The following is a 23,515-nucleotide window of genomic DNA, read 5'->3' as shown; positions in this document are numbered from 1 at the left end:
GGAAATAACCGGAGATCATTAAGCAGGATCTCTGACAATATAAACGGCAGTCCTCAAAGCACTGCCTCATAAAAGAAAAAAGATATGTTCGGAAAAACCAAATCGCTATTCTTTATTGTCACCTCGCTGTTGTTCATCGCTTCGTGCGATAGTATACGTGAGGATTTGCCTCGGTGCGAACTTTGGCTGGAATTCACATTCGACTACAATATGGAATATGCGGATGCGTTCAATCCGCAGGTTAAGTCGGTAGATGTATTTGTTTTTGATAGTGATGACAAACTGGTTCTCTCTAAAAGAACGGAATCTACTGAACTGATTGGTGGAAACCGAATGCCGTTGACTGACGAACTGGACTTTGGCAACTATAAAGTGCTGACTGTAGGCGGACTGTCCGACAAATTTAGCGCTTTAGGAAATGGAGGTAGCGGGATGGCTTTGCGGTCGACCACTTATCAGCAAGTCACTTTAGCTCTGAACCGTGAATCGGATATCGTGGATTTTGAGTTTCCGCACCTCTATTTCGGAGCAATTGTGGAGGTGAATCACTTGCCATCCAATACCAGTCACAATGTTTATCAGGTAAACATGGTACGTAACACCAACCGGTTTAATATTGCGTTGATGGATTATGAAGGTCGAGAAGAAACTGAGAATCAGTACTCTTTTGAAATCCAGTCGCCTGAAAATGCCATCTATTCCTGGGAAAACGAGCCTACAGGTCAGGGACCGATTACATATGCGTCTCATTATTCAGGACCGGGTGACACCTCTGAAGTGCTAATGTCAGCGCGTATGAATACTATGCGTCTGTTTAACCGGACGGGATGGGATTACCGTTTTATTATAAGAAATGCGGATACAGGAACAGAAGTGTGGAGCTATGATTTGATGAAACTGTTGAGTATTGCTCGGCCGGAGTACCGTCATGACGGTACGGTGCTTCCTTTTCAGGAGTATCTTGACAGGCAGAGCGAATGGAGCCTGATGTTCTCCGTAGTAGAAAAGCCGGGAGGAGGATTCCTTCAAATCGGTCTTCTTGTAGGACCCTGGATTTATTGGCTTCATGATATCGAAATATAAGAATGAGGGAAAAAATACTATATATCGTTTGTATGGCTTTCACAGCCCTTTTGTTCTCATGCAGCAAGGATGCGATGGATGATGAACTGCTCCCTGTTACCCGGGCGCAGCTTAGCATCGGACTTGAGGATAAATCGGAAGTGGAGCGGCAGGAGGAAATAAAATCCATCCGGTTTATCGTGTTCAGCAATGCGTCGGGCGACGTGAAGCTGAATGTGAATAAACTTGTTACGTTGGATACTCCGGCCACAGCCACCGATATAACTGCGAAAAACCTCGAAGTGATTCCTAACAACGATATTATGGTTATTGTCATCGCCAATGAGCCGCAAAGTCTTACGAGCAAGCTCAATACTGTCACCAGCCCATGGCTATTGCAGAGTGTGGACTATGATATAGCCAACATATTAGACAGTGACGGAGAGATTGTTTCCTCAACCGGTATGCCAATGACTGGGGTAATCAGGGATATATCCGTGGCGTCTGATGAAGTCAAGGCGGTAAAAATGGTTGTCGAGCGTGCTGTGGCTCGCGTTGATATCTTTCTTGAAGCTACAGATGGTGGAGCTGTGACAGGATACACAAAGGATGTCACCAGTGTCACTTTACACAACTTCACCCATAACAGTTATTTTGTGATGGGAAATGAGGCCAACTATACGCGTGACAACGCTAACCCCTCGAAGAATTACGGGAAAGTGATGACAAATGCAGTAGATGGTGATTTGCTGACGCAGACTTGGACAGCTGCAACAACTGAAACCTGGGCGTATTCATCTGTAGCTGGAGCCGAAAATAGAAAAATACTCTGCTCATTTTATGTTGCCGAGCGTATTTTCAGGTCAGATTCTTCCGACCAATTGGCTATTAGCATGGTAAATGTTCTGAAAGGACCTCCAAGTGTTACAGGAATAGCAGAGAAGGTGATAAAAACAATAACAAAAGTCGATAATTCAGGTACTCCGACAGCGCAACCTTTTACGGAGATCCGGAGGAATAATGTGTATCAAATTACAGCTCGGGTTGGCAAAATCGGTATTCAGATAATAACGATAAGTGTGGAAGGATGGGGTAAGGTTCAGGATATTGATCTGGATATGTATCTGTGATGCTTTCGGGCGGATGTTTTTTTAATTGGGAAAGGAATAGGATGATAAAGTTTAATAATAGTATTAGGACGATTGTAACGGCAGTTATTCTTCCGGTCATATTCTCTTCGTGTATCAGAGAAGAAATGACGTGCGGAAATCAGATTGTTGTGCAACGTATTGGAGAAGATGGAGGTGCCGTTACCCGTGGTACGGCTGTCTCTTCCGTATCCGATCTGGAGAATCAATTATTCGGCTTTTCAGCTTCCCTGACACCTGCTGCGTCTGCTACACAAGTGTACTTCAACGAAAAAGCCCGGGTGAATGCAGGAGGCATAACGGGTACTATATTGCCGGAACAATACTGGCCGGCCCTGCTGGGAGCCAGCATGAAGTTCTTTTCATGGTATCCATATGAGGGTACGTATGCGCCTGCCGCAACTTTCGCTAACCCTGCACAAATGTTGCTGAATTATACGGCCGATGCTGATGCTGCCAATCATGTGGATGTGATGGCTGCCGTATCTACACCCGGCTGGAATGAAGGCGTGGGTGTACATTTTTATCATACTCTGACCAAAGTTACTTTTACGTTTCAAAAGAAGGATCCGGTACCTGATGTGGTAACTATTCAGAAGATTGAATTTCAGGGTGTGCCGAATGTTGGTAAACTTACTGTGGGCACTATACCTGCCAAGACAACAGCGAATGGAAAGCCTGGCTTTGTGTGGAATGACGTCACTACAGGAAATATCGTTTCTACTCTCAGCAGTAATAATACGGTAACAGATGATAAGGTCTTGCTTGGTGACACATTTTTGATGTTGCCTACCGATCAATTCTCCGATGAGGCGAAGATTGTTGTTACCACTAATTTAGGTGAGCGGGAGTTTATGTTCAAGGATATTGTTGCTACCAAACCTCATTCATGGGAATCGGGTGAATACATCAACTATAACATTACAATCTCGAATACAATCTATCAGATATCGGCTACTCCGCTTCCGTGGGATAAAAATCCGGTAATAGATGTGATTTTTGACGGACAGTATTATCTTAAATTGTCACAAGCTAATGTGAGACTGGAAGGGAAAGGTAATACTGTGGATATAGTAGTAAAAACGAACTATAATGCGATACCATACACAGGCTATCCGGCAGGAGCGCAATTAACAGTAACCAATACAGCTTGGTCTGAAGTTAGCCTGCTTAATTCGTCCGAAGCTAATGGTGTATATACTTATACTATTCGTGCCGTGATAAGTGACTATGTCGGTACTGTTGCCGACTTTCGTGATATGAGATTTTATATTACTGCCGGTAACATGAATCTTGGTGTACCTATACAACAGTGGGGTGGAGCTGGCAACTGGATAACCCCGGATATCGTATTTGCCGATAATGATCCCACCACAGAAGGAATCAAAAGACGGCGTAAAATAGTCTTTAACACGACTGCCTTAACTAACTCTACAGACAGTTGGAAATGGAATTGGGAAATAAGCGAAATAAGAGATCCTGATAATATTCTGCTGAATGCTGAAACGATGCTTTGGGCAAATGGCACAGGTGGTGGGTGGCTTTACTTCTATTACAAGGCCAATGCCACAGAGGGCTCTAAAGCCACGCTGGTATTACACAATACGAATGGTGACAATCCGGATGTGGAGATAGAATTAACTGTACCGGACGATGCGTCTGCTACAGCATAGATATATGAACCTTTTTAAGAGAAAATTATAATGAGATATACTGTTTCAATATTCAAAAAGCATTTGTTGATATATACTCTGATGACAGTGGTATGCCTCAGTGGGTGTGTACAAGAGGAGTTTGCAACTCCTCCAAAGAAAACTGAAAACAGCGTGGAATTTAGTCTGTCTGTTTTCGATGTGAAAATGCCGTCAGTAGCTTCACGCTCAATGGTAGGAGTGGGAGAGGCTAATAAAGAAGATGAGGTACAAAGTGTAGATATTCTGGTGTTTGATGCTTCAGTAGAACCTCCTGTTCTTTTGGAATGGGTGGAAGTGGAAAGCCAGAATATTGAGCAGAATTTAGCTGGAGGTAGCTCAAAGGTAGATTTTTCAGCTCCGCTTACTCTCTCTTCCAAGAAAGTGTGCATAGCGGTAGTGGCAAATTGCTCACTTTCCGGTTTAACGAAAGGAACTCCCAAAAATGATGTATTGAACAGTCTGATTTTTCAAAATAGCGGAAAGTGGCTTGCTGATGCTGATAATTACACCGCAATTCCTATGTACGGAGAGATAGAGGTGGCGAAGATAGAACCTTCGGTGAGTATAGCCAACATTGAGATGAAGCGAATGTTGGCGCGTATTGATATACAAAATTCAACTTCTAATTTCAAGATAGAAGATGTGTATCTGGCCAATTTCAATACAAATGGATATGTGTCTCCTGAATGGGATAGTAATGGGAAGATAAACCTGACACCAACTGCCCCCAATATGCCATCCGACCCGGGTAAGACTTTGGGTGCAGAGAATGCTATTAGGTATCAGGTGAATGGCGCTGCCTCTTATATTGGAGAAATCTATGCTCTTGAAGCTTCTGCGGCAATAGATGCCGGTGGAGTGGGTGAGGACGGTAATGCAAGTCGCAAGAATGCGACATGTCTGATTGTAATGGGGAAGATGATTGAAAATGGAGTTGCAGTTGGAGACTCTTACTATTATCGGGTAGATTTTACCCAAAAGGTCACGATAGAGGAAGGAACGGAGGTAGAGTATATGCCTTTGATGCGAAATTACAAATATGTTGTTGACATTAATGAGGTTTCAGGTCCGGGGTTTACTGATAAAGTTGACGCCTTGGCTTCCTATACAGTAATGTCTAACATGAAAACGCGTGTGATTAGCTATAACCGTAATAAAATAAAGGATGTAGTCTACAATGGGCAGTATATGCTTGGTGTGAGCGTAACAGATGTGCAGATATCTCAATTTCAGATTAGTGAATACGCCGTAGATGTATTTACTGATGTCCCTGGCGGCTGGACAGCTACCGTTACAAATGGGGAGAGTTGGCTCAGAATTAATGATGGTACTTCCGGTGGGAGTGCTACAATGTCTGGTGCATCAAATAGTGATACACAGTTTAAGCTGAGTATGGGGTATTTTGATAATGCGTTAGGAATCGGTGACACTCGTACGGGGACTGTTCTGCTGAAAACGGCGAGGCTTTCCCAGGAGATTACAGTGACGCAGAAGATGATAGAGCCGGGGGTAATCAAGTTTGTGGACGCATACGGAAATGAAATAGAGAATCTCTTCTTTCGCCTTAGGGCAACTAATGTTGCCGCTAATACCATTGAGCCGCAATCTGTGTATGTGATGTTTTCTACGGATAGACTTGATGCACGGCTTGAGCCGGACAGGGATTTTGCGGGCTTAATAGCGTACCCGGATTGGGGAGGTTTAATTCCGGCTCTGAATCCGGATAGAGTCACAACTACACCGTTTTACGGCAGTGTACAGGCCTTTAGCGTAGAGCCGAAAGTTAAAGTGGATGGCGATGGGAAAAGTGAATATTGGCGTGTAGACAAGTTATTGTTTACTTTACATAATAAGGAGGGAATACTGCTGGGTGCACAGAAAGAATTTACTATCGTTCAGGCGTTGTTGGATTTCTCATTTCAGTATAATGAGAGTTTGAGTCCCCGTAGTTATGAAGTACATTTGGGAGCAGAGCAATATCTGCAACTCCTTACAAATAATAACTGGGAGATTACAAAAGTAGAACAATTGGAAGTTAATGGTGATGATGGAACCGGATTATTAATAACTTCTGATACGGATAATGATATAGTCGCAGGCAGAAGTAATGCGGATAATATTATGTGGGACCAATCTGTTGTGGATTCGGATGATGATAAGATGGGATATAGTGTAATTAATCGAGGTTACAATTTCAGGTTGAAACTCCATCCCGGTAAGTGGAAAGAAGGTAAAAGTGGAACGATAAGAATTACATTTAAAAATGTGATGCGTGCAGGAAACCAAACGTCCTATACGGATTATCCGTTCTACACTACGATTGATTTGAAAATGGTATCTGAGAAAAAATCCTATACTGACAACGGAGAACCACTTTTCTATCTTTATCCAATTCGATTTGACAATCGACTCTATTATGATGCGAATAATAGAAATACGAGTTTGGGGCGTCAGGTTACTATTGATGATGCTGTGGATCTATGCACAGAAATAGGTGATGGCTGGCGGTTACCTAATGCCAATGAACTATTATTATCATATGTTTATCGGGATGCTTTAGGAGGAGAAGCGACTCAAGGCAGTGCTTATGCGGGACAAAATATATACGGGTGGTATACAAACTGGACTAATAATTATTGGTCTTCATCGTCCTATCTTGACTTGGGTGATACTAATGTGCGTTTTACTATGAATTTTTCCGGTGGATTTGTGCAGACTACTGCTATTTGGCCTAATAATACCATTTATTCTCGCTGTGTTAGGAACAACTCCAGTGCAAGTCAGAAGTATCCTTATATTAAGTCTTCTGCTACGGAAGCTATTATAGTGTCTCGCGAGACAGTCGGTGGAAAGGAAGTGGGAGTGGATCCTTCAGTGTTGTTCTCAGCAGGTGAGACTCCAGGCTCAAGTAGTCAATTGAATAAGATTGCTCCGAAGCTACAGGTAGCACTCCAAAGTGGTAATAGTGAAACGGGATGGGATGAGGCTAACACTGCATGTACAGGTTTAGGTGATGGTTGGCGTTTACCTACGCACCGTGAGATGCTACTTATTCTCGCTATGGGAGGTTCGAATATCAGATTTGATAATGCGGGGTTTAGTGAAGAATCGATGCCTTCCTGGCCCTCTTCATTTGAAAAATTGACCTATGTAAACTGGCTGTTAACTAATGGTGGTGATGATACAAGTTATTGGTTTCTTGGGCCTCTAAGTAATAAACTCGATGGTTGGACGGGCTCCAAAGGGACGCAGTGGGTTCATTATCGATGTGTGAGAAGTGTAAACTAGCGGCATTTCATATAGGCGACTTAGGAATCTTTGATGTTTCAATAAATATGCGGAATATTTATAAGAAAGGGGATAGTTTAGCTATCCCCTTTCTTATAATACATCAATAATATTCCTCTGTTTCTCAATAAACGCAATCCTCTGTGCCTCTCCGCTTCCCGAAATCAGTGTGGAGTGCCTTTTCAAAGACTGTATCCAGTTTTTTTGTATCTGGCAGATTTGGGGACTTTGCGAGTCCATCGAATTGATAGAATACACTCTGAAAAGGCTGATCTGATAATCCTTCCTGCTAACATAACTGTATGTTGCTTCAAAATCAATGTTCGACAGGTAGATGTATAATTCATGTCCTTCGTTGAATTCACCTTTAATGGATAAGTGCTCCAGATCCGTGAGTAACTGTTGCAACTCATTTTTCAGGTACATGACATCCGATGTGGATATCAGGTTCAATCCGGCAAAGTACTTTATCTCTTTCACGACAGACTGAAAAACATTGCTGTCCCATACAAAGTAGGTTTTTCCTACCTTTCTGATGCTTTCACTCAGCTTTTTGTGAGCGTTGATGATCTTTTCAGGCACATGCATATCACTCAGAGAGTTAGGCGTTTTCATCTTCCCATTCTGATAGATCCACCGGCAAATACGGAATTTGGAAAGATATTCATAAGATGAGTAGAGGGTGAAAGGAATGGTGTTGGTGGCGGAATATGTCTCACTGTTCGCCGCTTTCGGATATCAGGGTTGAGAATTTCTTTAATGATTGAATCCACTCCTTCAATCCGCGGAACATCTCGGGATCCTGTGTCGTAATGGAGTTGATGGAATAGATGCGGATCAGGCTGAGTTGCGTGGAACTTGTCTCCAGATAACTATAGGTCGCTTCGAAGTTGATATTCGAAATATAGATTCTGACGTCGTTGCCTGCTTTGCTTTTCCCTCGGGCGGCCAATGCCTCCATTTCATCTATCAATACGAACAATTCTTCCTTCAGGAGATTTTTGTCTTCATCCGTAATGAGGTGGATGCTGCAAAAGTATTGGATGTCCGTGACCAGGTGACTGAAAATCATATTGTCCCAGATGTAGTCTACAGAATGGATGCGGGATACCATTCGGGCATACTCCTTTTGTTTGTCTACCATATTCTGCGGAATATTCAATTCATCAAAATGCTTGCATCGGATGTTTTCATTCTGATACATCCATTTGAATAAGCGGAATTTGGAGAGCATGTCATAATTCAGAGAGAGAGTCTGGGGAATGATGTTGGAGGAGGTTCCTATTTCCGAGTTCTCATCTTCCTCGACTGCATGGAACAGTTCTACCTGCTTTTCCAACATGGAATAGTAGGTTTCGAGAGGCTTGTTGCTGCCCACTATATTCATGTCGAATACAGCATTGTCCTGGAAACTTACGCCTATCATCTTATCCAGTGATATACCCAGTTTTCTGGATATAATAGCGGCTTCGGTCAGTGTGAAAGGTACTTCACCCCGTAGCCGGCGGTATATAGCTTCTTTGCCTATATAAAGAATGTCCATTAAAGCATTGGCAAGATTGTCTTTGGATGGGAGTTTCTCTCTGACGGCATTTACTAATCCTGTGTTTAACTCGTTTGTTATCATAATCTTCTGTGTGAGTTAGAGATTTGTCTATTGTCTATTTAACACTTTTCGAGGGCTACTTGTTTCGGAAATCGTAACATTTCTTTTTAGAGATACCCCATTTCCGAAAAAAGTGCCGGATCTTGTTTACCTCGTCATATATAGAAAACCCGGATGCTTGATCTTTCTTGTTCTTGCCACAAATGTATATGCATTGTGATGTAATTTTGTAGTGCAGTTAAGAAGCTGTTATTACTAACTAATAAGGAATAGAATAAATGATGAAAGATAGAAAGAAAATGGCGGCTGAGCTACATCATAGGAAGCAGGAAGGAAATGGAACCTCGATGATTTTCGGAAGAAAGGTTCCTGTTATTAAGGAAGTGTACGATCCGTTGACGGGTTTGCGTAATGGCACGATTACTCCGAATGCTCCGGTCGTTATTACAGGTGAAAACCTGTGTCTATCTTCACTTGGAACTATTTACCTGGGTCTTTCTCCCGTCTCCGATAAGGGCACATTGATACATGTTAAAAGAGTGTTTAAGTATACCGACACAGAGGTGTTGGTGATCCTGCCTAATTTGGAGCCGGGAGAATACTCCCCGGTAATGATGATTCATACTGGTGATAAGGTAGATTTTACCTATACGTTGCCGGTATCGTGGAAGGTGCTTGATGAAAGGTATGTGAACCTTTTTGTAAGAAGAAGCTGTAGCGATTTGATTTGATATTCTTTAAGCTTGGAATAAAAACATAGAGATATTTGAACGTTGAATATGAAAAAAACGTATCTTTTGAAGGTGAACAAGTGACATATAGTATTGTGTATATGTCCTCCTTCCTCTTTTTATCTTGTGAATGCGGAGTACTTTAGGTGGCTCCGCATTCTTTTTAGGTTCTGATTCGTACAGAAGTGAAACTCGTTACGCTTTATTCCGGACAAAAAGTAACCGGAATGATTCTTTTAGTGACAGAGGCTTTTCCGAAAATATCCAAATAGACTCCGGATGCATAATATGCGGAATATACATCCATGTTTTTTGCATAAAACAAGCTGTATATGCAATACGTATGCAAGAAACTATACTTCTTTCACAAAGGAACTATGGATGGGACGCGAACAATCTATAGATGGGACATGAATAATCTATATATCTGATGCGAACTATCTATAGATGGGAGACGAACGGTCTATATATGGAAGACAGACCATCTGTTTTTAGCTTACAGACCGTCTGTTTTTCTTTTATTAGAGTTGTATGTATTTCTGTATTGCACTGTCAGCCAGTGAAATGCCGATATTCGTTCGTTTCTTTTTGTTCTTCCCTGCAATGGGACGGAAATATGGCATTCTCGTTATGCATAAAAAGCAAAGTGTCAAAATGAAACTATTGAGTAGGTAGAATAATATAAATTCACCGATAGAATAGTTTATAATTAGTTACGGGCTACAGGCACGAATGATAGGTGCCTTGTAGCCCGTAATTAATAGTATGGACGCGTCAGGTGGTTGAGACTGCTTAATGGGAATCCTTAAAGATAGACTTTGCGATACCCATTTCCAGTCCGCGCAGTTCTGCCAGTCCGCGCAGGCGGCCGATGCAGGAGTATCCCGGATTGGTTTTCTTCTTCAGGTCGTCCACCATCTGGTGTCCGTGGTCGGGACGCATGGGGATGGATACTTGTCTCTTCTGTTGCAGTTCGAGGAAAGCTTTCATGACGTGATACATATCCACATCACCTTCCAGGTGGTTGGCTTCGTAGAAGTTGCCTTCTGCGTCACGCTGTGTGCTGCGGAAGTGGACGAAGTTGATACGGTCACCGAATTGCTTCATCATGCCTTCCAGGTCGTTGGAGCTGCTTACACCGAGCGAACCGGTGCAAAGACAAAGTCCGTTGCTCTTGTTGGGAACGGCATCTATCAGTGCTTGGAAATCGGCAGCGCTGCTCATAATGCGCGGCAGGCCGAGGATGGAGCAGGGGGGATCATCCGGATGGATAACCAGCTCTACACCGGCTTCGTCGGCAACCGGAGTGATTTCCTGCAAGAAGTAAATCAAGTTGGCACGCAGCTTTTCAGGTGTGATGTCTTTGTAGCGGTCGAGTTCCTGCTGGAATTGCTCCAGTGTGAAGCTCTCTTCCGAACCGGGCAGTCCGGCAATCATGTTGCGGATGAGCAGTTGCTTGTCGGCATCCGTCATTTGCTCAAAACGAGCTTTGGCCTTGGCCTTCTCTTCGTCGGTGTAGTCGTTTTCGGCACCGGGACGCTTCAGCAGGAAGAGGTCGAAGGCGATGAAAGCGGCACGTTCGAAACGCAGGGCGCGGCTGCCGTCGGGCAGTTCGTAAGCGAGGTCGGTACGCGTCCAGTCCAGTACAGGCATGAAGTTGTAGGTCACGATGTTCACGCCACACTTACCGAGATTACGCAAGCTTTCTTTATAATTATCGATGTATTTCTGGAAATCTCCTGTCTGAGTCTTGATATGCTCGTGTACAGGCACGCTTTCTACTACTGACCAGCGCAGACCGACAGCTTCGATCATTTCTTTGCGCTTCATGATTTCTTCTACAGTCCACACTTCACCGTTCGGGATGTGGTGCAGGGCGTTCACGATACCGGTTGCTCCGGCTTGTTTGATGTCCCACAGGCTGACGGGATCATTAGGACCGTACCAGCGCCAGGTTTGTTCACATAATATCATAATGAATGGGTTTATGAGTTAGTATTAGATAGAGAAGGCGTCAAAACCACCGTCTACTACCGACAGGGCACCTGTCACGAAGGAGGAAGCATCACTGATGAGGTAGTGAATGGTTCCGAACAATTCTTCCGGTTCAGCAAAGCGTCCGCATGGGGTGTGGGCGATGATAGTCTTTGCACGGTCCGTATAAGATCCGTCCGGATTGGTCAGCAGGGCACGGTTCTGGTTGGTCAGCAGGAAACCCGGAACGATGGCGTTTACACGGAGTTCAGGACTGAATTTGGTGGCTAGTTCCGTTGCCATATAGCGGGTGTAGTTGGCAATGGCGGCTTTGGCGGAACCATAACCTACCACGCGTGTCAGAGGACGCAGTGCTGATTCGGAACAGAAGTTTACGATCACACCTTTCTTATTCTTTGCCATAACATCTACAAATGCCATGGTAGGCAGAATGGTACCGAAGAGATTGAGGTCAACTACTTTCTTGAAAGCGTCTACATCCAAGTCGAGTACCGTCTTGTCCGGAGCAATGGTGGCACCGGGCATATTACCGCCGGCAGCGTTCAGCAAAATGTCGATGGTGCCGAAACGTTCCAGGATGGCTTTCTTGTTTTCCTCCAGTATCTCCTTGTTCAGAACGTCCGTTACCAGGAACAGGGCTTCCGTCTTTTGGTTGAGCTCTGCTTCCAGTTCTTTACCGATTTCTTCTACACGGTCGAGAATTACGATTTTTGCGCCTTGCTCAGCGAGGTAGTTGGCAATACTTTTACCCAGAATACCGCAACCGCCGGTGACGATAATCACTTTGTCTTTAATGTCGAATAAGTTTTTCATGTCTTTTTCTTTTATAAAAATGATTCTAATATCTCTGTGCTACAAAAATAGTGGAAAAGTAGTTTGCTCACCATACAAAACGTCTCAAAAAGATGAACTACCGTCTCAAAAAGTCCTAATTATTGCTTAAGAGCCTCTTTTCTTGCCAATGCTTCCAGATAATAATAGTCGGCATAGTTGATGGGCACATCAATTTCATCACCTCCCGGATGGTGTCCGGTGGAATGGAGGAGCAGGAAGCCATAAGTTGTTCCCGGCTCGGCCTGATAGTGCCGGTTGAGGCTGTCCACTATCTTGTCGGCAATGCTTTGGTAGCGGTTGCCATCTTCTGCTGAAACGTAAGTGCGGAGTTCATACAGGGCGGAAGCCATGATGGCGGCAGCCGAGGCGTCGCGGGGAATGTCGGGGATGCCGGGAGCTTTCATGTCCCAGTAGGGAACCAGGTCTTCCGGCAGGTTGGGCAGGCCGAAAAAGAAATCTGCAATGTGGCGTGCCTGTTGCAGGTATGCGGGGTTCTTGGTGAAGCGGTAACACATGGTATATCCGTATAGTCCCCATGCCTGTCCGCGGCTCCAGAAGGAATCGTCGGCATAGCCTTGTGCGGTTTGTCTGGCGCGTACTTCACCGGTTTCTGGATCGTAATCTACTACGTGGAAAGAAGAGTAGTCCGGGCGGAAATGATTCTTCATAGTTGTATTGGCATGATTTACGGCAACCTTCCAGTAGATGGAATCTCCGGTTTCCTGTGTAGCCCAGAATAGCATTTCCAGGTTCATCAGGTTGTCGATGATTACCGGAAACTTCCATTTATCGCGATTATGATCCCACGAACGGATGCTCTTTACTTTCTTATTGTAGCGGGTAATCAGGGTTTTGGCGCTTTGCAGCACCACATCTTTGTAAGAGCGTTCGCCTGTCAATTGGTAGGCTTTGCCGAAACTGTTGTTCATCATGAAACCGAGGTCGTGAGTGCCTTTGTGCCATTTGGCTGCTTCTATCAGCCAGGTATTGCTGATGGCCTGCTGCCGCCAGAAATCATCGTTTGTATAGGCGTATACCTGCCATAATGAACCGGGAAAGAAGCCTGAGCACCAATCGTGAGGATGTATCATCCGCAGCGAACCGTCTTTGTTGATGCTACGGGGAATTACACGATGCTTGCATTGATTGTCTGCCTCTTTTCGGGCCTTGGCAGCACACTGCATGGCAAATTGCAGTTGTCCGCAGGCAAAGGCGTAGGCATTGTCCACATCATCGGCTTCCATCCATAGCAGGTTGAAACGGTCTTTCCAGTCGATGATGCGATGGGTTTTATAGAGCTTCAGATAATCTTTGCGTTCGGGGTTCAGCAGGAAAGTGCGGTACAGGTCTTTGCAGAATTCCTGTTGCTTGTATTTCCATTCACTGATCTGCTGGTACGGCCAGGCTTTGACATCTTTTCCAACGTATGGTACCAGAAAGTCCATGGCTTTGTAGAAGCTTCGTCCGTCTTCGGAGGTTGCATTATCAATGGAAATCCCGATCTTCCGGGCCATCATGAAGATGTCAATGAAATGAGACAGATTGAATTGTGAGTAACCGAAAGCGAGAGTGCGGCGTAGTTCATGCGGTTGTTTGCCGTCCGGCTCTATCTGGGTGAAGAGGCGCTTCCGGGGAATGGCATTGATGACTTCCCGGGCTACTTTCATGTTTCCTGCGTACATGGCAAAGGCTATCACTTGTGCATCATGCGCCGTGCTATGGTTATTGGCCTGACGGGCTTCTTCCTGTCCCTGCGGACTATTCAGTATCCACGTCAGCAACTTGCCGAACCAGGTTTTCAGCTGCTTGGCATCCTTGGGCGTAAAGGCTTCCGACTTCTCTAACAACTGTACGGCATCCAGCATCTCTACGAATGAATAAGTGTCTATGACGCCGTAACAACGTCCCTTATTGTTGTTGTGTCCCGGTATCATCTGGGCATACTCCAGGTTTGGATTCATACGCGTATCTTTATTAAAGAACCATACGCGGATAAGTTCCGTTGCCTTTTGGGCATATTTCTCGTCGCCGCTAAAGTACCAGGCAAGGGCAAGAGTAGTTACACGCTGAGCTGTTTCTCCGAGGCGGTTGCGATCCAGCTTGTCCAGTTCGGGGTTCGACTTGCCGTCATGGCTGATGTAAGGCAGGCCATCGGGTTTGGAGGGATCGGGCCAATAATAGCGTGCTTGACTCATGTAGTCGTGCTTGTCTCCGCTACCAGGTGTCTTCTCTTTCAGCATGACGGACAAGGGGCGCACATCCAGTAGCCTGTCGGCACCTGAAATCAGCTCCTGATAGGCGGCCGAAAAGTACGGTTGATGTAATGATTGTTTTACTCTCTCCAGATGTTTCCCATCCCAGATGGACTGTGCATGTATACTGACTACTGCGAGCAACAAACTGGTAATAACTAAGCAAATTTTAGCTCTCATGGTGTTTTTGTTTTGAAGTTAATAAAGTTTCCTGAGCTTTATACCGTTCAGAAAGCTTTTTCCATTCCGAACAGGGAAGCGTATTTCAATTTTATTCCGAAAGTTTGTAATATTGTATCTTTTCCGTAGAGCATGGAAATAACCGCTTTCGCGGCAAGGAGAAAAGTTCTCTTCAACGCTCTCACCATTGATAACTATATCGAAGATATTTTCACGGCTCTCTACACCGGATTCCCGGTCCAACTGGTAAACAGCTGCTGCATTTTCGCGGAAGATATCTGTAAAAAGAAATTCTACCTTGTAGACTCCGTTGGGAACATCGAAACAATACCCTTCAATTTCGTTGCGAAGAGTTTGAAACAATGGCCCGTCATGGGTATTCTCAACCTGTGTCTGGCTATTTTTGCTTTCTCCGCCGATATATCCCCAACTGCTTTCAGTGTAGGGCTGATCGGGTAGCCACGTGAGCTGGCTTTCATCGGAAGTATAGAAACAGTTGCTGCCTACATTTACGGCAAGTTCCAGATTCCGTAAGTTTGTTTCATTCAGATTTGCAGGGATAGGGGTGAAGTTGATGTGGAGGGCATCTTCTATCATGGAGATGCTTTGATCTGACTCTTTGTTTTCAGCTTGGGCGGAGATAAAGTGCTCTTTCCGGCTGAATGGTACCTGAAATGTAACTGTATAATTCTCTGTTTTCTGTTTACCTAAGGATTTTCCGTCAATGAAGAGTTCCACTTCCGGAAGATTGGTATATACCTTGACGGGTAGCGGAACCGGAGCCTTTCCATGTTGTACACCGCTACGGTGCGTCCAGTCACGGCTGGCAATGTGTAACACGGGAATGTCTTGACGCCAGGCGGCTTTATAGTAATAGTACACGTCTTTTGGACTGCGGTCTGAGTATACCAGTCCTTTATTGTTGATGCGCGGCATAGATTCATCACGCAATGCAGAAGAGAAATCGATAAAGTTCCAGTGAGTTCCACCACAAATATACGGCGTTTCTTCCAATACCGGTAAGTAGTGTTCCAGGTATTTCTGCTGGTACTCGATACTGAAATCAAAAGCGTGCGGTTGCAGCGAATGTAGACGCTTGTCAGATCCGGCACCGTATTCGCTGACAATCATCGGATGGGAAGGGTGTTTTTTGTGTTGCTCTGTCAGGAAACGTTCGAAGCCTGTGAGGTCTCCTCCATACCAGCCTTGGTAAAGATTCCAACCGACAATATCGGTGATGTTGCCCAGTCCTACCTCATTGTAGCTGTTACTGCCATGAAAAGCCATAGTGCTGACACGAGTGGAATCTTCTTCTTTCAGAACTTTCTCCAAACGATTGGCCAGTGACAATGTCCGTTCCAGCACGGGTTTCAGTTCTTCTTCTTTTTTATAGCGGCGCTGGGTGACGAGTAATATCTCATTCATGTATCCCCAGGTGATGATGGAGGGATGGTTATAGTGCTGGCGTATCATTTCTCGCAGATTGTTTTCGCAGTTTTCTGCATAGCCGGGAGTGTCGGGCACAATATCAATAATGGGTATTTCTTCCCAAGCTAGCATACCGAGTTTGTCGCACATTTCCAACAGAGCGTCATCTTGCGGATAATGGGAGATGCGGATGAAGTTGGCACCCATCTCTTTCATTAACTTCATGTCACGACGGTGCATTTCGTCTGTCAGGGCAACTCCGATGGGTTTTTGGTCCTGATGGCGGCAAATACCGCGTAATTTATAAGGTTTTCCGTTGAGGGAGAAGCCGGTCTTACCATCGAAGCTAAACCAGCGGAAGCCTGTATGGTGATTACTGTGGTCTAGGATGGCTTTTGTTTTTTTATCGCGCAGAATGCTTTCTATTCTGTAGAGATGAGGGGCCTCGGGTGTCCATAATCGGGGGGACAGAATAGGGGAGGTTTCGGTGCGGAAAGAGTATAATTCTCCACCTTTTATCTGGATAGACTGTTTCTGGGTCTGGGCAATACTTCCATCGGGATTGTATACGATATGTTCCAGTTCAAGAGATGCTTTCTGTTCTGCATCGTTCTTTATCTCTCCGCGAATAAGTATTGTGCCTTTTTCTTCGGATACTTGCGGGGTACTGATAAATATTCCTTCTGAACCATAGTTCGTCAAATGGAAATGTTGTTTTGGTACGGCTGTAAGCCATACATCCCGGTAGATACCGCCGAAGAATGTAAAGTCGGCAGAGATAGGGGGAATATCCTGTCGGGCATTATCTACATGGATAGCGAGAGAATTAGGAGCGTCAAATGAACAGAATGGGGTGATATCGAATGTGCAGGCAGTATATCCACCGTTATGCTCACCTATTTTCCGTCCATTCATGTAGATGGCAGCGGCCTTACTGGCTGCATCCAGTTTCAGGAATACCTGTTTGGTTTGCCAATTTTGCGGTAATGTCAGCGTACGGCGATACCAGCCTGTTCCCTGGTAATACTTTTTTTCTGTATATGCATCCGTATTCCATGTATGCGGGAGATGTATGCTGTTCCACGCACTGTCATCATAGGTTGCTGAAGCGGCAGCTTTGCATTCTCCCTGATAGAATTTCCAACTGTCGTTGATCGTTTTGCTCTCATGTTGTGCGTATACTTTGGGGAATAGGAACAGAATAGCAGGTATCAGGATCAGGTATGTCCCGATTCGATATTTTTTCTCTTTTCTCATGGTATATTTATTGTTGGTTTATTAGCTGAAAAAGAAAGGAGGCAGTTACCAGGCCGGTTATGCCAGTTTCTGCCTCCAAACCTTCATTCAATCTTTTTACTTATATCCTTCGAAAACTAATCAAAAAAGCTGTCTTTTTTACCATCCGTAATTTTGTGGAATACGTCCGTTGGCCAGTTCTATCACATTCTGATGGATGGGATAGAGGTAGAGTTTGTCTGTCCATTGTCGGTTTTCTACTTTCGTACGCGTGTAGTAAGAAGTTGGTTCGCCCGGAGTCTTGTCTTTTGAACCCTTCATGTTCATTCCGTAGAAACGTGTCTGGTCGCAACCTATTCTGTCCTTGTCACCGCAGATCATCCAACGACGGATGTCGAAATAGCGTTGTCCCTCGCAATAGAGTTCTACATAGCGTTCGTGCTGTATGGCATCGAACTGCTTGTCGTAATTGCCGATTATGCCGGTCTTGATACCGTTATCGTTCATGGTCTGATAGCCTGGGATGCCTGCGCGTTCGCGTACCATGTCGATATACTTGATGATGTCCGGATTACTCGGATCTGTTTCATTGAGTGCTTCGGCATAGAACAGATAGAATTCGGCCAGACGATAGATGATGGAAACACGTTTCCAACTCTGAGTATCGCCGCTGGCATGATTTACGGTACGGTTCTTAAATTTCCCCAGCATATACCCGGTTTTCACGTTGTCACCGTTGGAAAGGTCGTTTCCGCCACCTGCAGAGAAATCTACGATGTAGTTGGGATTACCATTCATCCATTTCTTGAACCAGCTTCTTCCCTGATATACAACGCTTGCGTAGAAACGCGGTTCACGGTTGGCATACATGTTGGAGATATTTTGGTCTGTCTTCTTGTCTTTATAGTCGGGGTCGTAGCAATGGTTTTCTACAGCACCGAATCCGGTTTCGTCATAACCACTGTTTGGGTCATTGATGGCGAGGCCGTTGCCCATGAAGAACATGTCTACAGCATCCTGAGACGGGCCGATGGTACCATAGCATGAGTTCACGTCACGCGGGTTAGTGCGTTTCTCCATCTTGTACTGGTCGGAGTAGCTGTTGTTGGTACTGCACCACAGGATTTCTTCATTGTACACCTGGAAAAGGTTGTATACAGAACGGTCGGGTTGCTCTACTCCGTTTGCCATCACGCGATAGAGAGCGTGGTGTTGCGCTTCAGCATAGTCTATCAGATCCTTTACGCGGTCTCTGGCAGTTACCCATTTCTGCGGGTCCTTACTCTGTGGGAAGATGTATTCACCTTTAGAGTTCTGCAACTTCTGCAGTCCCTGGTAATATTCGGAACCATCGCCACCATTGAATAACTTGGAGGCAGCATACATCCACAACTTGGCGCGTAGTGCTTTGGCCACTACGATAGTGGGGCGTACTACTTCATTGGTGTTGAAGTTGTATGTATTGTCCGCGTATGATGTGATGATTGATTCGGGCAATTTTGACTGTGCGGGGTCACATAGAGGAGCCAATATGCCATCAATGTGGTTCACCATTTCGTCTACAGTAGCGCGGTCGTAGTCCGTTATGTGCGGTTCGGCAGCGTCGTCTATCTCCGTCACGATGCAGGCAGGGCCATAAAGCTCGAACATGGAAAAGTAATAATAGGCTATCATGAATCGGCATTCGTCTTTCATGCGGGCTATTTCCTCGGCAGTCAGTTTGTTAGTACTGCTGGGGTCGCCTACACCTTGGTCGTGGGCGCGTTCAATGAAGATCATAGCTTGGCGTATGTCTTTGTAGAAAGTAGCCCAGCGATGATAACTTCCGCTGGCTGCCGTGAAACCTGCCATCATGACGTCGCGTGAACTAGCTTTTTCTGAAGCGATTTCACCGCAGAGGTTTGACCATGGATTTTTGAAGGCGTTAACTTCTGATCCGGTTTCTGAATATTCCATCAGATTGCGGTAGATGACCCCGTACCAGTTTCGGGTATAGGTTGCATTGTCCCAAACTTGATCGACTCCCAGACTGGCGTTGAACTCGCCTGATATGTCAAGATAGTCTGAACAAGATGCTGTGCTGAATGCAAGGACGGCAGAGCCGACGGTTGCGTATAGTAAATTTTTCAGTTTCATATCGTTTATTAATTAGATGTTTAGAATGTAACTTCTGCTCCAAAGGTCCAGGTGCTGGAGATGGGGTATTTGGCGCCTGAGTTTGCATCGCCCAGTTCCGGATCCCAATACTTCACGTGATCCCAAGTTTTTAGGTTAGTACCTTGCACGTAAAGGCGCAGGTTGGTGAGACGCAGTGATTTCAGTTGCTTCTTGTTGAATTGGTAACCGAATTCCACGTTCTTCAAGCGGATGAAGCTGGCATCGCGATACCACCAGGTACTCGCTTGCAGGTTGTGTGCAAAGGTGTTGTTACGCAAGCGAGGGTAGAGCACGTTGTCGTTGTAGGGGTCGGATGCTTTCCAGCGGTTCATAGCCTCCATACGCGCAGAAGAAGCGTCCTTGCCTTGGTTGAACGGCATGAAGTTGGATGCTTTGCTCATCAGGTTGATGGAACAGCCCGTCACGCCTTGGAAGAAGATACCGGCGAAGAATCCTTTCCATTCGGCATTCAGTGAAAGACCGTACACACTGCGCGGGGTCTTGTCCAGATGACCATTACGGTAGGTCTTGTCATCGTCGTTGATAAGTCCGTCCTCGTTTAAGTCGCGGTACTTGATATCACCGGGTGCCACAGCAGCTCCCGGGTCGGCTATGCCGGGTTTCAGTTGGTAGCTTTCGGCACCGCTCACAGGATCAATGGTAATGTTGAAATCATCGGGTGTATAAAGACCGTCGGCGATGTAGAGGTAAGGAGTCCACAATGACATACCTGTGAGGTCCTGGTAGCTGTATCTATGTTTGATTTCATCTGTTTCTACAATCTTGTTTTTGGCATACGTATAGTTGGCACGGAATGTCAGATTCAGGCCACCCACATGCTGTTTGAAAGTCAGGTTCCCATCTACACCTTTGTTACTTACGATACCATAGTTCTGAGTTGGGTTGGATTGTAAACCGCTCATAGAAGGAACCGTATTACGGGTAATCAGGATGTCTTTACGACGGTTGGAGAAGTAGTCCATGGAGAGGTCCAACTGTCCGTTCAGCAAGCCGAGGTCGAAACCGATATTGGTTTTATCCTCAATCTCCCAACGCAGGTTGGCGTAGTAGGCACGGTTTTCGCTCAATCCGCCGAACCAGTTCTGTGCATTACCATTAGAGATGCCTGAGATACCCAGGTTAAGACCGCCGGCATCGGTATTCATGGCTTCCTGATAAGGGAAACGAGTTTCACCTAACTGATCGTTACCGGTCCGTCCGTAGGATGCACGTAACTTCAGTGTACTGATTACTTTCTGCACAGGTTCGAAGAACTTTTCATGGCTCACATACCAGGCTCCACCCACAGCAGGGAAAATACCCCAACGGTGTCCCGGAGCGAAATTCTCACTACCTGTCATACCGAAGCTGCCTTCGATGGTGTAGCGGTTGTCGTAAGTATAAGAACCGCGTCCTACGACGCTTTGCTTACGGTAAGGAAGCAGGTTGAGTCCGCCAACGTTTTGTTTTTGAGTTTCCTTTTGGTTGTATAGCAGCAAGCCTGTAACATCGTGCTTGTCGCTGAAGTTACGCTTATAGTTGAGGGACGCCTCAATGTATATTTTCTTGTTACCACCGGATGAACCGCTTGAGGGGTTACTCAATGCCGAGCCTGACTCCAGTGACTTGAATATCAGGTTGCCATCGGCATCACGTCCGGTAGCTGTAAAAGTAGCGGGTGACATAGTACGGTTGACATACTGGTTGGAGTTGGCATCGAAACTGACACTACCTCTTATAGAAAGTCCCTTTGTGATGAAATCCAAGTCTTGTTCTAGCAATACCTTGCTTTGGAATGTAGCGTCCCAACTTTTACTGTATCCACTGAAGTAGAGGAAGTTGTAGGGGTTTTGACGAAGACCTGAATTATCATAGTTAGGATGTTGTGCAGCTGAACCGTCAGAATAGATTTGCGGATAGAGGTGTACAGGTTGCAATGTCATACCACCGAAGATGTCGCTGGCTGTTTTGGAGGGAGCCACACGGTTGATATACTGTCCTGACATATCTACGGACATACGGGTAGTCTTACTCAATTCGAAGTCAATATTGGAACGAAGGTTATAACGGTCGAAACTGATGTTTGAATCGTAATCGGCGTTCTTCTTCTCCTTGTATACACCGTCTTGTGTGTAGTAGGCACCTGATACGAAGAAGCGTACGCGGTCACCACCACCACGGAAGTTAATGGTGTAGCGCTGGCTGCTGGTGTGATCACGTAGCATACTCATCCAGTCTGCATCCGGATATAGATCAGGATCTACGCCGCTACGATATTTTTCCAGATCAGCGTCGCTCACCGGTGCTGTATAGTTGGCGCGCGGGTTACCGTTGCTGTTCCAGTCTGCTTCGTTGTATAAGCTCAAATAGTCGTAAGAACTCATGAGGTTGGGCAGGCGGAGCGGTGTCGAGTAGCCGTATTCTGCTGACATACTGACAACTGTTTTTTGTGATTTACCACGTTTGGAAGTAATCAATACCACACCGTTAGCACCTTCGGCACCATACACGGCCGTTGCGGCGGCGTCTTTTAGGATAGAGAATGTTTCAATTTCGTCCACATCGATATCGTTCATCTTACGGGGTACACCGTCCACCAGTACCAATGGGTCTGTTCCACCGGCATACGAGCTGATACCACGGATAAAGAATTGTGCGTCATCCCAACCCGGTTCGCCCGAACGTTGTACGGCAATCAGACCTGACAGCTTACCGGCGATGTTGTTGGTAAGGTTGGCACTCTTTACACTCAATTGAGCTGGTCCTACGGTGGACATGGAGCTTACTACGCTCTCTTTCTTCTGTTTACCATATCCCACAACTACTACTTCTTCCGTGGCGATGGCATCCATCTCCATTCGGAGGTTGAAGGTGGTTTCGTCAGCTTTCACTCTGTGTTCTATACTGACAAATCCAATATAGCTGAATTCCAGTACTTCGCCGGGAGCAGCTTCGATGGAGTATCGTCCTTCGACGTCACTGATAACACCACGATTGGTAGTACCTTGTACTCTGACGGTGGCACCGATGATAGGGTCACCATTAGAATCGGTCAGCAAACCGCTGATGCGTTGTTTTTGTTGCTGTACAGCCTCAATGCTGTTAGCTTCGTCAGCAGCATTGGCACGTAGGATGGCAGGTTGGGCTACCAAACCAAGGGCAAACATGGCTGCTATGTAATATCTTTTTTTCATATATCTATACTTAATTGTTTATCTATACTTTAAGAAAGTCTGTCATTCACCCATTTCGTATGGGGGGAGTTCGTCCAAAGCTTTCACCCATAGTTCATTCGGGCTGGTGCTGGTTTCTACAGTCATCACCATATATTTTCCGGATGGCCAGGTGGCATTGGCGTTGAAGTTGCCGTCACTGGCATATTTGATATAATCGCCGCCTTCTTTTGCGGTATAGGCTCCGGGGCCTTTCCATTCCAGTCCCCATCCCTTCTGTCCGAAAAACTTAAAGTTGACCCCGTTGACATTCTGTCCAACAAGTAGTATCAGTTCATATTTGGTATCGGTGAGCGGAACCAGATTGAATGCTTTGTCCGTATTCCAGTTTATGTTGTTTTGGGCATATGACGGGAATCCTATCTTATCATTACCAATCACCCACATAGCGGTAGCATTCTGTGTACTTGATGAAGAAGCTTTCTCCAACTGTTCCATCATAATTGCATTCATGCCTTTGTTCAGAGTGAGTTTATACTTGCCGTCTCTTCCGCGGAAATGGAGCAGAGTTTCGTCTTCCTTCACGAGGTCAAACCAAGTGGGGTTCTTCCAATAATCAGCATATTCTTCTTTGACACCGCTGATTTTGATGATATCATCCTTCTTAAATTCGGTTTCGATGTAGAAAACATTGCCCGACCCATCGAATTCCAGGAACTTATTCTGCGTGT

The 23,515-nt window shown here is 45.4% G+C and carries 12 protein-coding genes and 2 pseudogenes; 5 read left to right on the top strand and 9 right to left on the bottom strand.

Annotated elements, in window-relative coordinates; all coding sequences use genetic code 11:
- The first annotated feature begins 84 nt into the window (after positions 1-84).
- From BACCELL_RS07405 to BACCELL_RS07390, 4 genes are read left to right on the top strand one after another with little or no spacing between them, the layout of a single operon-like run.
- Positions 85-1,083 carry a FimB/Mfa2 family fimbrial subunit gene (locus BACCELL_RS07405; RefSeq protein WP_007211044.1) on the top strand — a complete coding sequence of 333 codons (999 nt, stop codon included), beginning with the start codon at positions 85-87 and terminating at the stop codon, positions 1,081-1,083.
- A gap of 2 nt (positions 1,084-1,085) precedes the next feature.
- Positions 1,086-2,192: a hypothetical protein gene (locus tag BACCELL_RS07400; protein ID WP_007211043.1), complete on the top strand. Its 1,107-nt coding sequence runs from the start codon at positions 1,086-1,088 to the stop codon at positions 2,190-2,192.
- A 41-nt stretch (positions 2,193-2,233) separates the two neighbouring features.
- Entirely contained in the window at positions 2,234-3,883 is a 1,650-nt protein-coding gene (locus BACCELL_RS07395) for a fimbrillin family protein (RefSeq protein WP_044153479.1), read from the top strand.
- A 30-nt stretch (positions 3,884-3,913) separates the two neighbouring features.
- Positions 3,914-7,192 (top strand): hypothetical protein, encoded by a 3,279-nt coding sequence (locus tag BACCELL_RS07390; protein WP_007211041.1) that lies wholly within the window; start codon positions 3,914-3,916, stop codon positions 7,190-7,192.
- A 93-nt stretch (positions 7,193-7,285) separates the two neighbouring features.
- Here the strand turns inward: BACCELL_RS07390 and BACCELL_RS07385 are convergent.
- Together BACCELL_RS07385 and BACCELL_RS07380 are read right to left on the bottom strand one after the other, a co-directional pair.
- Positions 7,286-7,903 (bottom strand): annotated as a pseudogene (locus BACCELL_RS07385) (hypothetical protein); the annotation flags it as partial.
- Between the two features lie 4 nt (positions 7,904-7,907).
- On the bottom strand, positions 7,908-8,819 hold the full coding sequence (locus BACCELL_RS07380) for a hypothetical protein (RefSeq protein WP_007211039.1): 912 nt from the start codon (positions 8,817-8,819) through the stop codon (positions 7,908-7,910).
- Positions 8,820-9,076: 257 nt separating this feature from the next.
- Here BACCELL_RS07380 and BACCELL_RS07375 point away from each other — a divergent pair, with 257 nt between their 5' ends.
- A complete protein-coding gene (locus BACCELL_RS07375; protein WP_007211038.1) occupies positions 9,077-9,529 on the top strand; it encodes a DUF4469 domain-containing protein in 453 nt (150 codons plus the stop codon).
- Positions 9,530-10,321: 792 nt separating this feature from the next.
- Here BACCELL_RS07375 and uxuA read toward each other — a convergent pair.
- The 7 genes and pseudogenes from uxuA to BACCELL_RS25985 all read right to left on the bottom strand — a co-directional run.
- On the bottom strand, positions 10,322-11,503 hold the full coding sequence (gene uxuA, locus BACCELL_RS07370; RefSeq protein ID WP_007211035.1) for a mannonate dehydratase: 1,182 nt from the start codon (positions 11,501-11,503) through the stop codon (positions 10,322-10,324).
- 24 nt (positions 11,504-11,527) lie between these two features.
- Entirely contained in the window at positions 11,528-12,337 is an 810-nt protein-coding gene (locus BACCELL_RS07365) for an SDR family oxidoreductase (protein WP_007211034.1), read from the bottom strand.
- A 119-nt stretch (positions 12,338-12,456) separates the two neighbouring features.
- Positions 12,457-14,790 (bottom strand): alginate lyase family protein, encoded by a 2,334-nt coding sequence (locus tag BACCELL_RS07360; protein WP_007211033.1) that lies wholly within the window; start codon positions 14,788-14,790, stop codon positions 12,457-12,459.
- A gap of 18 nt (positions 14,791-14,808) precedes the next feature.
- Positions 14,809-17,475: a glycoside hydrolase family 2 TIM barrel-domain containing protein gene (locus BACCELL_RS07355; protein WP_007211032.1), complete on the bottom strand. Its 2,667-nt coding sequence runs from the start codon at positions 17,473-17,475 to the stop codon at positions 14,809-14,811.
- Positions 17,476-17,613: 138 nt separating this feature from the next.
- Entirely contained in the window at positions 17,614-19,590 is a 1,977-nt protein-coding gene (locus BACCELL_RS07350; RefSeq protein WP_007211031.1) for a RagB/SusD family nutrient uptake outer membrane protein, read from the bottom strand.
- Positions 19,591-19,610: 20 nt separating this feature from the next.
- Positions 19,611-22,805 (bottom strand): SusC/RagA family TonB-linked outer membrane protein, encoded by a 3,195-nt coding sequence (locus tag BACCELL_RS07345; protein WP_007211030.1) that lies wholly within the window; start codon positions 22,803-22,805, stop codon positions 19,611-19,613.
- 42 nt (positions 22,806-22,847) lie between these two features.
- Positions 22,848-23,515 (bottom strand): annotated as a pseudogene (locus BACCELL_RS25985) (DUF5121 domain-containing protein); the annotation flags it as partial.

This window comes from Bacteroides cellulosilyticus DSM 14838, assembly GCF_000158035.1.
In the GTDB taxonomy this organism is placed as follows: Bacteria; Bacteroidota; Bacteroidia; order Bacteroidales; family Bacteroidaceae; genus Bacteroides; species Bacteroides cellulosilyticus.
This window is presented reverse-complemented; position numbering and strand designations above follow the sequence as displayed.

Bases quoted from the DNA above. Each gene is read 5' to 3' on its own strand.
- BACCELL_RS07405 (WP_007211044.1), top strand. From the start codon at position 85: ATGTTCGGAAAAACCAAATCGCTATTCTTTATTGTCACCTCGCTGTTG.
- BACCELL_RS07400 (WP_007211043.1), top strand. From the start codon at position 1,086: ATGAGGGAAAAAATACTATATATCGTTTGTATGGCTTTCACAGCCCTT.
- BACCELL_RS07395 (WP_044153479.1), top strand. From the start codon at position 2,234: ATGATAAAGTTTAATAATAGTATTAGGACGATTGTAACGGCAGTTATT.
- BACCELL_RS07390 (WP_007211041.1), top strand. From the start codon at position 3,914: ATGAGATATACTGTTTCAATATTCAAAAAGCATTTGTTGATATATACT.
- BACCELL_RS07380 (WP_007211039.1), bottom strand. From the start codon at position 8,819: ATGATAACAAACGAGTTAAACACAGGATTAGTAAATGCCGTCAGAGAG.
- BACCELL_RS07375 (WP_007211038.1), top strand. From the start codon at position 9,077: ATGATGAAAGATAGAAAGAAAATGGCGGCTGAGCTACATCATAGGAAG.
- uxuA (WP_007211035.1), bottom strand. From the start codon at position 11,503: ATGATATTATGTGAACAAACCTGGCGCTGGTACGGTCCTAATGATCCC.
- BACCELL_RS07365 (WP_007211034.1), bottom strand. From the start codon at position 12,337: ATGAAAAACTTATTCGACATTAAAGACAAAGTGATTATCGTCACCGGC.
- BACCELL_RS07360 (WP_007211033.1), bottom strand. From the start codon at position 14,790: ATGAGAGCTAAAATTTGCTTAGTTATTACCAGTTTGTTGCTCGCAGTA.
- BACCELL_RS07355 (WP_007211032.1), bottom strand. From the start codon at position 17,475: ATGAGAAAAGAGAAAAAATATCGAATCGGGACATACCTGATCCTGATA.
- BACCELL_RS07350 (WP_007211031.1), bottom strand. From the start codon at position 19,590: ATGAAACTGAAAAATTTACTATACGCAACCGTCGGCTCTGCCGTCCTT.
- BACCELL_RS07345 (WP_007211030.1), bottom strand. From the start codon at position 22,805: ATGAAAAAAAGATATTACATAGCAGCCATGTTTGCCCTTGGTTTGGTA.